Annotated in this window: 1 protein-coding gene; it reads left to right on the top strand. The window is 59.7% G+C overall.

From position 1 onward, the window contains the following. The first annotated feature begins 106 nt into the window (after positions 1-106). Positions 107-12,067, top strand: coding sequence for a hemagglutinin repeat-containing protein (locus tag BVH06_RS25380; protein WP_075934043.1), 11,961 nt, complete (start codon positions 107-109; stop codon positions 12,065-12,067). Positions 12,068-12,072 lie beyond the last annotated feature (5 nt).

The following is a 12,072-nucleotide window of genomic DNA, read 5'->3' as shown; positions in this document are numbered from 1 at the left end:
TCCCTGGAGCGCCCCGACGTGATCACCGAGGGCGAGCGCCCGGTGTATTTCCGCGTCGACCTTTTCTTCTGATTTCTGATTCGTTTACGCCCTGGAGCACCCTGACATGGACGTTCGCAGCCCCTTCTTCCAGAACATCGCCCTGATCCTTGCCGGCGTGATGTTCCTCAATCCCATCGTCGCCTCGGCGGCGCAACTGACCGTTGATGCCCAGGCGGGCGGCAACACCAGCCTCGACCGGGCCGGCAATGGCGTGCCCATCGTCAACATCGCCACGCCAACCGGCAGTGGCCTGTCGCACAACAAATTCACCGACTACAACGTCGGCGGGCAGGGGCTGATCCTCAACAATGCCACCGAGCGGCTGCAGAGCACCCAGCTCGGCGGCATCATCGTCGGCAACGGCAACCTGCAGGGTCGCGCTGCCGGCGTCATCCTCAACGAAGTGACCGGCAGCAACCGCAGCCAGCTCAAGGGCTACACGGAAGTGGCCGGGCAGGCAGCGCACGTCATCGTGGCCAACCCCCATGGCATCACCTGCGACGGCTGCGGTTTCATCAACACCCCGCGCGCCACCCTGAGCACCGGCGCTCCAGTTGTAAACAACGGCCGCTTACAGGGCTTCGAAGTCAATGGCGGCGACATCGCCATCGAAGGCGCTGGCCTCAATGCGGGCAACGTCGACCAGTTCGACCTGATCACCCGCAGCGCGCAGATCAACGCCGAAATCCACGCCAAGCGCCTGAACGTCATCGCCGGCCGCAACGAGGTCGATGTTGCCACCCTGCAGGCCACCGCCAAGGCCGACGACGGATCCTCGCAGCCCCAGCTGGCCATCGACAGTTCCGCCCTGGGCGGCATGTACGCCGGTGCGATTCGTCTGGTCGGTACCGAAGCGGGCGTGGGTGTGAAACTGGCCGGTGATATGGCCGCCAGTGCCGGGGATATTCGGATCGATGCCAATGGCAAGTTGAGCCTAGCGCAGACCTCGACGGCTGGCGACTTCTCCATTGACGCCGGCGAGCTGGCGCTGACAGGCAAGGCCTACGCTGCTGGTCAGGCCAGGATCAGCGCCCAGGGTTCGCTCCAGATGCAGCAGAGCCTGGCCGCAGCGGGCGATATTCGGCTCAAGGCGGAGCAGGTGATCAACCAGGGCCTGGTCGAGGCCGGCGTTAGGCCAGACAACAGCCGCACGGCGGCGGATTTGCGCATCGAGGCACAGCAGGTAAGCAATACCGGCAGCCTGATCGGCAATCGCCAACTGGAGGTCAAGGCCAGTCAGCGCCTGGACAATCAGGGCGGCACGCTCAGCGCCAAGACGCTCACTCGAATCGATGCATCACAGCTGGATAACCGTAACGGCCAGGTACGCAGCGATGTTGCTTTGAGCGCGGTGGCGGGGGACGTGTACAATCGCAGTGGGCAGATAGCGGCCAAGCAAGTGGACATCGCCGTAGCGGCTGGCGGTGCGCTCGACAATCGGCAGGGGACGTTGTTTGCGCAAGAGCGTCTGGAGATTGCGGCAGGCGACTTGCACAACAGCGGTAAAGGAACCCTGGCCAGCCAGGGTAGCCTGAGCGTCACGCTGAGTGGTCACCTCGATAACCACGGCCAAGGAACGCTGGTCAGCCAAGGCTCACAGAGTATCCGCGCAGCCTCCGTCGACAATAGCGGTGATGGTCTGCTATCGAGCCGCACCAGCCTCAGCGTGAACGAGGCGGCGACGGACAACCGGGGTGGTCGAATTCAGGCTGACGGAGCGCTCAATCTGAACCAGGGCAGCCTGAACAACCAGGGCGGCACGCTCAGTGGCAAGGGAAGTGTGAGTCTTGAGCTGTCCAGCCTGGACAACCGTAATCAGGGGCAGGTCAGCGCTAAGGGTAATCTCGATGCGAAGATCGGTCACCTTGAGCAGGCGAATGGCGGCGAGCTGCTGAGCCAGGGCCGGCTAACCCTCGAAGGCACGCGCTTAGACAACCGTCAGGGTGGCTTGATCGCGGCTACTGAAGCCTTAGAGATCGTCGCTGGCGAAGTGCTGCTCAACACGGGTGGGGAAATTTCCACACCTGGTCTGGCAGTGGTTCGAGTCCATGCTGGTAGCGGGCAACCCGGTGCCGTGCTGGATAACAGTGGTGCCGGTCTGATCGTCGCTGATCAGGGGCTGGAGCTGTACGTTCAGCGTTTGCTGAATAACGCCAAGGGAGTGCTCGCCGGACGTGATGGCCTTATTTTGCACGGCGGCAGCCTGGACAACAGTGCTGGCGGCACCCTGACGAGTCAGCGAACTATTGGTGTGCAGCTTAAGGGGACCTTGAACAACCAGGGGCAGGGCCGAATTCTCGCTACGAGGGACCTCCAGATCGAAGCCGCTAGCATCGATAACCAAGCGGCTGGTCTGCTTTCCAGCGGCGCTGCACTGGGCATTAAGGGCAGCACCCTGGACAACCAGGGCGGCAGGGTGGTCAGCGATGGCCAACTGAGCATCCGTAACAGCAGCCTGAACAATAGCAAGGCCGGTAGCATCAGTGCCGGGCAGGCGCTGAGCATTGAAACTGGGCTGCTCGATAACCACGGCCTGGGTGGGATCACCGCCGTTGGCGACCTTTCACTGGATGCCACCCAGCTCAACAACCACGACCAGGGGCGGATAGCCGCCAAGGGCACGGCCCGGGTCAGCGCCATGGCGCTGGATCAGCACGCGGGTGGTGGGCTGGTCAGCGAAAGCGCGCTGACCCTCGACCTGCAGGGCGGCGACCTCGACAACAGCGGCAACGGCCTGATCGCCACGCCGGGGGCCTTGCTGCTGAAGAACCTCGGCAAGGTCGACAACAGCGCCGGTGGTGAAATCTCCAGTAGCCAGGGCTTTCTCCTCAAGGCCCTTGAGCTGGACAACAGCGCGGGCCGGGTGATCAGCGTTCAGGCGCTGCAACTGCAGATCACCCAGATGCTGAAAAACAGCCTCAAGGGCGCGATCTCGGCCGGTAGCCTGGCAGTGACAGCGGACAGCCTGGACAACTCCGCCGCCGGGGTGCTGGCCAGCAAGGGCAATATGCAGGTCAAGCTTACCGGCAAGCTGGTCAACCACGACAAGGGCACCCTCTCGGCCGCCCAGGGCCTAATCGTAGAAGCGGCCGAACTGGACAACGCCAACGCCGGCCTGCTGGCTAGCGGTGGTGACCAGCAGGTGACGACCGGCACCTTGAACAATCAGGGCGGCAGCCTGCTCAGCCAGGCCGGGCTCGAACTCGCCTCCGGCGACCTGGACAACCGCAACGGCGTCATCAGCAGCCGCCAGGTCCTCAACATGACGGCCGACGCGGTGGATAATCGCGACAACGGGCTGATCACCAGTGCCGATGCCCTCGACCTGACGGCCAGCCGTCTGGACTCCAGCCGAGACCTCGGTAACAGCGGCGGCGAGCTGTCGGCCAAGAAAGACCTGCGCCTGACCGTTACCCAACTGATCCAGCGCCAGGGCCGGCTGATCGGCGAAGCGGGCGTGCGCATCGACCTCAAGGGAGGCGACCTGGACAACCGGGGCGGTCTGCTCACGGCCAACGGCCCGCTGAGCCTGCAGGCGCTGGGCAAACTGGACAACCGCGCTGGCGGGGAAGTCTCCAGCACCCAGGGTTATCGGCTACTCGCCAGTGCCATCGACAACGGCGAGCAGGGCCGCATCATCAGCGCCGGCCAACTGGGGCTCGATGTGGGCAAGGGCAGCCTGCGCAACGCCGCAGCCGGGCTGATCTCTGGCTGGCAGGGCGTGGATATCGCCGCTGGCAGCCTGGACAACAGCGCGCGCGGCACCGTCTCCAGCCGTGACGGCGCGCTGAGCGTCAAGCTCGAAGGCAGCCAGGGCGTCTTGAACAACAGCGGTGAAGGCGCTCTGGTCAGCAAGGCGGAGCTCGAAATCGAGGCCGCCAGCCTGGACAACAGCGCCAAGGGCATCGTCTCCAGCGGTGGCGATCTCGAGCTGCGCCTGAGCGGCGTGCTCGACAACAGCGGCAATGGCCTTATCGACAGCCAAGGCAGCCTGACGGCCAATGCCGGGGCGGTGAACAACAACGCCGGGCAGATCGGCAGTGGCAAGGCCAGCAGCCTGAACGCAACCCGCCTGGACAACCGCGCCGGCCAGTTCACCAGCGGCGCGGCGCTCGGCCTCACCCTCACAGGCGATCTGCGCAATGGCCAGCAGGGCAAGCTGGCCAGTACCGGCCCGCTGGTGCTCAAGGCCCAGGCCATCGACAACCAGAGCGGCAGCCTGATCAGCCAGAACCTGCTCGACTTGACCGCCAGCAGCCTGAACAACGCGGGCGGCACCGTCGCTGCGCGCAATGGCCTGAACCTGCTGCTTACCGGTGCCCTGAACAATACGGGCGGCGGCCTGATCCACAGCCAGCTCGGGGCCGTCGGCATCCGCGCACAAAGCCTCGACAACGCTGCCGGTAGCCTGAGCAGCCAGGGGGACCTGCTGCTTACCCTGGATGGTGCGCTGGATAACCAGAGCGGCCAGCTCCAGAGCCGTGCTGGCAATTTCGACCTGCAGCGCTCCACCAGCATCGACAACCGTGGCGGCGTACTCAGCAGCCTGACCGGCTGGCTCAAGCTGGTCAGCTCCGGGCTTTTCGACAACGACGGCGGCACCACCCAGGCGCAGACGCTCGACGTCGAAGCTCAAGGCCTCAACAACCGTGGTGGCCACATTTCCGCGCTGGCCGGCAACACCTCGATCGACCTGGGCCGCGCCACCTTCAACAACCAGGGTGGTGGCCTGTATGCCCACCAGATGCTTGGCCTCATCGTCGGGGACTTCAACAACCAGGGCGCTGCCTTGGGGCAGGGCGGCAAGGTCTCGGCCGGGCGCATCGACTTCGGCCTGTCGGGGGCGCTGAACAACGTTTACGGTATGGTCGAAAGCGCCAGCAGCCTGAGCCTGGCCAGCACCGGCCTGGACAACCGCAATGGCAGCCTGCGTGCGCTGGGCAACACTGGCGATACCCGTATCACCGCCAGCAGCCTGGACAACCGCCGCGGCCGCATCGAAACCGCCAACACCAACCTTGTACTCGAGACTGCCGGCCTGCAGAGCAGCGGCGGCAGCATCCTGCATGTCGGCACCGGCAACTTCGGCCTCAGCGCCGCCCAGGTCATGGGCGCCGGGGGCGACCTCAGCACCAACGGCCTGCTCACTCTGAGCGCCGATAGCTGGACCAACAGCGGCGTGCTGCAAGCCGGGCGCCTGGTGCTGAACATCGGCAGCTTCACCCAGACCGCCACGGGCCAGTTGCTGGCCAGCCAGTCCCTGAGCGGCAGCGGCGGCAGCTGGATCAACGACGGTTTGCTGGCCAGCGACGGCAGCCTCAGCCTCGACCTGATCGGTGCCTACAGCGGGGCCGGGCAGGTAACCAGTCTGGGCGCGCTGAACCTGAAAGCCGCCAGCCTCGATCTGGCGAGCACCGCCCGCATCAGTGGTGGTGGGGTGAGCAGCATCAGCAGCACGGGCACCCTGACCAACCATGGCCGTCTGACCTCGGCCGGCGGCCTGACCGTTAACGCGCATACATTGAACAATTACGGCACCTTGGGCGGTGGCGAAGCGCTCAAAATCTATTCGACGAGTATAACCAACGAGAACGCTCTCATCTTCAGCGGTAAGGATATGGCGCTCCGCGTGGGTGATCTCACTAACAAATATGCAGATATATACAGCTTAGGCAAAATCGATCTCGCCGGAGATGATCACGGGGCGTGGGCAAGGCAAGTTAGCAATCTGTCGGGGAGTGTGGAGAGTGGCGATGATTTAGTAATTAAATCTATGCTGTTGGTGAATAAAAAAGATCAGTTTGAGACTGTGCGTGTTAATAAGTCGGCGGCAATAGGAGTACGTTGTTTCTCGTGCGACAGGCCTAGGTTTGGACGGATCGAGGAGTCACATTTAGTTTGGGTCAGTGAGTTTGAGACTCAATTGTTGAAGGACTCGCCAAGCGCTAGTATTGCTGCTGGGCGTGATCTTAGGGTTTATGCTAAAGAGTTTGTCAATTCCGCTTCTCAAATAAGCGCAGGAAGAGATTTTTCTGCTGAAGCAGAAAGCTTTGAGAACTCATCGTTTTCTACTGAAAGCGGAGTTAACTACAAGTATCTTAAGCTGTATCCATCAATGGATATGTGGAGGCAGATTATAAGTTATAATGCTTATAATGATGCTGGTTATGATCGCAATTTCCGATTCTGGAATTCTTCGGAGGAGGGCGCGAGGGTTAAGCCCTATATTCGTGTCACAGGTGGTGAGCCAGCGGGGCGCGAAAGATATCAGCATGTCGGAACATACGGGATATTATTACCGGGCAGGTTTGGCGATGCTAGGCGTGACTTGGTTATGGAAGAGGGTAAGTACTCTTCAGGCATAAGAGTAGATGCTCCATCCTTTATTAAAAATGCCACTCCGTTCTCTGATTTTACTGTGGGGAACATTGGTGCTGGAATTGCTCAGGCTGTGATACAAGCTGGGGGATCCATTAATATATCTGCGACCAACAAGATTTTAAATGGTGTCGAGAAGGCGGCTTCCAAGCCTGAGGGAAACGCGAAAAAAACTGTTGACACCAGTATTGGTAGTTCAGCGAAAACTGTTTTTTATCTCAATAAACAGCTTCCTCCTGATCTGCAACAAAAACAGGTAAATCCATTATCGCTTCCCGGCTTTGCACTGCCGCAGGGTACCAATGGGTTATTTCGCCTGAGCGATCAGGTCGCTGTCTCTGTAAGTGCCACCCTTGCCCAAGATACGCCAGCTGACACCAATCAGACCAATAAGCCAGCCTCGCTGAGCGTCAGTAATTCTCAAGCCTCGCTGCCTCCTGAAGCGTTCATCGCTAATGCTCGCACTTTGCAGGGCGATCAGCTTGCAGCGGGGTTCCCGAATATCGACTTACCCGAAGTTGTAGGCGTTCGAAATTCGCTTAACCCATCGCATACTTCAGTTCGACACAAATATTTAATCGAAACCAACCCAGCACTGACCGATCTCAAGCGATTCGTGAACTCCGACTACATGCTGGGCAAGCTGGGCTATGACCCCGACCAGGCGCAAAAGCGTTTGGGAGATGGCCTCTACGAACAGCGCCTGGTGCGCGAAGCCATCGTGGCGCATACGGGGCAGCGTTATCTCGCCGGACTGACCAGCGACGAAGCGATGTTTCGTTATCTGATGGACAACGCTGTTGCGAGCAAGGAACGGCTGAACCTGAGCCTGGGCGTGACCTTGAGCGCCCAGCAGGTGGCGGCGCTGACTCACGACATCGTCTGGCTCGAAGAACACGAGGTCGCGGGTGAGAAGGTATTGGTGCCTGTACTTTACTTGGCGCAGGCTGAAGGCCGCCTGGCGGCCAATGGAACACTGATTCAAGGTAGTGACGTTACGCTGATCAGCGGTGGTGAGCTGGCCAACCAGGGCACCCTGCGTGCGAGCGAAAACCTCAAGGCTACGGCCGACAACATCCGCAACAGCGGTCTGGTCGAGGCGGGCAACCGCCTCCAGTTGCTGGCGACCGAAAGCATCCGCAATGCCCAGGGCGGCATCATCGCCGGGCGCGATGTCAGCTTGGTCGCCGGTGAAGGCGACATAGTCAATGAGCGTAGTGTCACTCAGCATGCGGCCAGCATAGGCTCCTATCGCTGGGGGCAGACCTACGTCGACAACGCCGCCCGCATCGAAGCCGCCGAGAGCCTCAGCCTGGCGGCTGGGCGCGACGTGAGCAACCTCGGCAGTGTCCTCGATAGCCGCGGCGACCTTACCATCCAGGCTGGCCGCGACGTTACCGTCGCTTCCGTGCAGGAGGGGCAGTACCAGACTCGCGGCAACTGGTTCGCCAATGAACGGGTAACACAGGTGGGCGCCCAGGTCAGCGCTGGGCGTGATCTGGATATCGCTGCCGGGCGTGACTTGGGTGTGGTGGCCAGCCGCGTGACGGCAGGCCGCGATATTGACCTCGGTGCCGAGCGTGATCTGGTGCTCTCCAGCGCCGCCAACGAGAGCCATTTTCTGTCGCGCAGTAAGAAAGTCACCCAAAGCCGTGATCAGATCACCCAGCAATCCAGCGAGCTCCAGGCCGGTCGTGACATCAGCCTGGGAGCGGGCAATGACCTGAGCGTGATCGCCAGCCGTGTACAGGCGGGCAACGATGTCGACATCGACGCCAGCCAGGACATCAACATCCTGTCGGCCAAGGATGAAAGCGCCTCCTACTACTTCAAGAAGAAGAAAGGTTCATTCGGGCGCAGCAGCAGTAAACAGCAGGAAAGCTACAACAGCACCAACATCGCCTCGGTGATCGAGGCGGGCAACGATCTTACTGTCAACACCAGCAAGGCAGCCAATGGCGCCCTGAATCTTGACGGTGGTCGCGACGTAACGGTTATCGGTAGCCAGCTCACGGCGGGTAATGATCTGCTGCTTGGTGGTACCGGCGATGTGGCCGTGCTGTCCGGTGTCGAGGAGCATGGCTCCTATTCCAAGAAAACCAAATCCGGTTTCCTTGGCCTCTCCAAGAGCGGCAAGAGCCAACTCAAGACCAGCGCCGCCCAGGTCGCCAGCGAGCTGGAAGCGGGCAACGACGTGGTCATCGCGGCAGGTAACGATATCCGTCTACGGGCCAGTACCACCGATGCCGGTAACGACGTCGAGCTGCGCGCCGGGTTGGTGAAGGACACGGGTGATATCAACCTGGTAGCGGCGAATGACGAGGCGTATAGCCGCAGCGAGTCGTACAAGAAGAAGTTCGATCTTTCCGCCAGTAATGCAGCAGGGCTTGGCGGTATCACAATTTCTAACGCCAAGAAGAGCGGCCAGGAAATCATCAGCTCCACCAATGTGGGCAGCCAGGTCAACGCCGAGCGTGATGCTTCATTGATCGCCAAGCGCGACGTCAATGTCGTGGGCAGCGGCGTCAGCGCAGGTCGAAATGTGCTCCTCGATGCAGGACGTGACGTAAACGTCGTTGCAGGAAGCAGCAGCGAGCAGGTCACCTCGTGGAAGAACACCAAGACCGTTGGCTTGCAACTGAGCTCCGATGGCAATGGTGTTAGTGCCTTTGCCGGGGCCGAGTCGCTCAAGGACAAGACTCGTACCAGCGAACAGACTGCGGCAGCCAGCCAGATCAACGCCGGTTTGGACCTGGATGTACGTGCTGGGCGCGATATCCGGCAGCAAGGCTCGGACATGCAGGCCGGCTACGACCTGAACATGAAGGCCTGGCGCGACATCGTCGTCGATGCGGCTCGCGAACAGTCGAGTATCGAAAGAGAGCAGAGCCAGAACCGTAGCGGCGTAGGCGTCACGGTTAACCACAACTACGAGCGAACCAAGAATGCGGTAAGCGGCGCCGGCAAAGGTGAGAACACTGTCAGCCAGGCATCGAGCACGCTCAAGGCGGTGGACTCCGTCAGCCAGTTCCTGGCTGGGCCGACGTTCGATGCGCATTTCGGTAGTACCAGCCAACGCCAGAGCGTCAGCCAGACTGTGGTTGGAAATCGCGCTTCGACGTTGGAAGCGGGTAACGACATCAACCTGGAAGCAGGTAATGACGTTCAGGTACGTGGCGCTCAGTTCCATTCCGGGCGTGACATCAATGTCACTGGCCGGGACATCGTGCTTGATGTCGCCCGTGGCGAGCAAAGCTATGACAGCCAGCAGAGCCAGGGTAAAGGTGGAATTGTTGGCGGCACCAGTGGTGGCTTCAAGGTTGGTATTGGCGGCAGTCGTGGCGTAGCGGGTGAAGAGGGCAGCCAGGGAACCGCCAGTGCCGCGGTGCTCAATGCCGAACGTGATGTAAATCTCAGCGCACGCAATGACCTGAACCTGATCGGTACGCAGGTTCAGGCAGGGCGCGATATCGACCTCAAGGCCGGTAACGACCTCAAGATCAGTGCCGCTCAGAATGCCAGCGATAGTGAAAGCACTCGCCGCAGCGGCGGCGGCGAAGTTGGCTTGACCTTCGGCTCCGAGGGCGTTGGTGTGTATGTCAGCGTCAACGTCGGCAAGGGCGATCTTGAACGCGAAGGTCAGCGCCAGCAGGAAGCCTACCTGTATGCCGGCGATCGTCTGAACTTCACCAGTGGCCGAGATACCGCCATAAGTGGTGCACAACTGAGTGGCGACGAAGTAACTGGCCGTGTAGGACGTGATCTGACCGTGACCTCACTCCCTGATACGGGGAAAGTCAAAGGTAGGGAATTCGATGTCAGCGCTACCGCCACATTCGGCCCCGGAGCCGGTTTCAGTGCTTCGGTTGGCTACGGCGAAACCACGGGCTCTACCGAGTGGGTGGAAAATCAAACCCGTATCGTTGCGCGTGATCGCTTGGACATCCGCACCGAAGAACACACGCAAATCGATGGTGCACTGATTGCCTCCAACACCGGCAACCTCAAATTGGATACCGGCACCCTGGGCTTCAGCGATATCGCCGGGCACGACAAGGAGCACAGCTATTACCTGAATGTCGGTGGTTCGTACGGTAAGAACGATGCAAAAGATACCCAGCAAGACAAAAGCAAGGAAGGCAAGGGCGAAAAAGGCAAGACGGGCTGGAGCGTCGAGGGTTACGAGTACGAGAAGGATCGCCAGCAGATCGTGCGGGCCACGGTGGGCGCAGGTGAGATCGTTGTCCGTAGCGATGCCGAAATTGGTCAGGACTCCATAACTGGGCTGAATCGCGATACCAGTAAGGCCTATGAAATTACCAAGGACAAGGAAGAACGGACGGATCTTTATGTCAGTAAGTCGTCGCTGGATGCTGTAAGTGATCCAGTCGCTACAGCGGGGCAGTGGGCTCATGCGTTGATGACGTATGACGAAACAGCCAAGGCCAATTTTAAAGATGTAAGCATTCTGGTGAATGCCAGCCTCAACGAATGGGAGAGATTGACGGGCAAGCCCCTGCCTGAGGGGGCGTTGGAGGCTGGTGGTCAGGAGATTGCCGAGCAGGCGCTTTACGGCTTGATCATGTCTGGGATGAATCGGGCAGAGGCTAGAGCGCTTCTGGCAGATGAGGCGTTTCAGAATCAGGTGTTGGCTGAGCTTCGGAATATTTCCCAGGTTTTCTTGAAAGACCCTGAGTTGTTGCGAGAGACGGAGCAGGGGCTGGCTGCGGCCGGTGTGGATGTATCTCCTGATGCCTTGCAGTTGCCACCTACGGGCATCATAGGGAAAAAAGATGATCTCCGTATTGAGCAGAAAATTCTGGATCGAGTTTCGGCAGCCAACGCCTATATTGAGGCCAATCCCGAGAAGGCAGAAGCGGTCGGGTTCGTGATGGCCGCAGCGCAAGGACCTAAGGGTTTGATTATGTGGGCCGCAGAGCAGGCGCTTTCAGAAACGCCATTTGGCGAGAAAGTGGCGCAATATCAGGCGTACCTTCAAGGTGTTTTGGGCAAGGCCGTCGCCGAGGCGGTTGAACGAGACGAGTTGGATGAGCAGTACGAAGGGGATGTTTATCTAATTGGTGGCGGTTCGCTGATAGCTATGTTGCTGGTCGGTGCGGCGGGCAGCAAGACTGCTAAGGTTATCAAGACCAAGGAGAATGTTTCTCCGGCGAAGAACCATAATCCGGATAGTGCGCAGACGGATATGGAAGCTGGATATCCATTGCCGGATAGGCCAGTGAAAATACCGTACAGCGTGAAAAGCGAAACTGGGAGGACTTTAATTTTTCACGATAATAGTGGCGGGCATGCTGTGCAGAAACATGTTGGTAAAACAGATGCACAGCTTTTGGCGCGGCTTGCTTCTGAGCCGCACATTAAAGCTTCCTCTACGTTTAATGATTTGACTGTCGCTGATAAGGCTGTTGGAGAGGCTTTTGCCAAAAATAGGGCGGGGGTAGACGCTTGGATGAGTGGTAGTGGTGGTAATAAATACTCGTTTACGCAAGAGCTTGGTTACGAAATTGGACGTGTGATTCCTAGTGGTGCAAGCATGGCAAGCCCTTCTAGCAAGGTGGTTGTTTTTCTAGAGAAAGATCCGTCGATGCCGAAAGGATTTATTATAATTACTGCATATCCAGAGTAGTAGGA

Source organism: Pseudomonas sp. PA27(2017), from assembly GCF_001945445.1.
Lineage (GTDB): Bacteria > Pseudomonadota > Gammaproteobacteria > Pseudomonadales > Pseudomonadaceae > Aquipseudomonas.
The sequence above is the reverse complement of the archived record's forward strand: the minus strand, read 5'-3'. Positions and strand labels throughout refer to the sequence as shown.

Coding starts and splice junctions, on each gene's coding strand:
- BVH06_RS25380 (WP_075934043.1), top strand. CDS start 107: ATGGACGTTCGCAGCCCCTTCTTCCAGAACATCGCCCTGATCCTTGCC.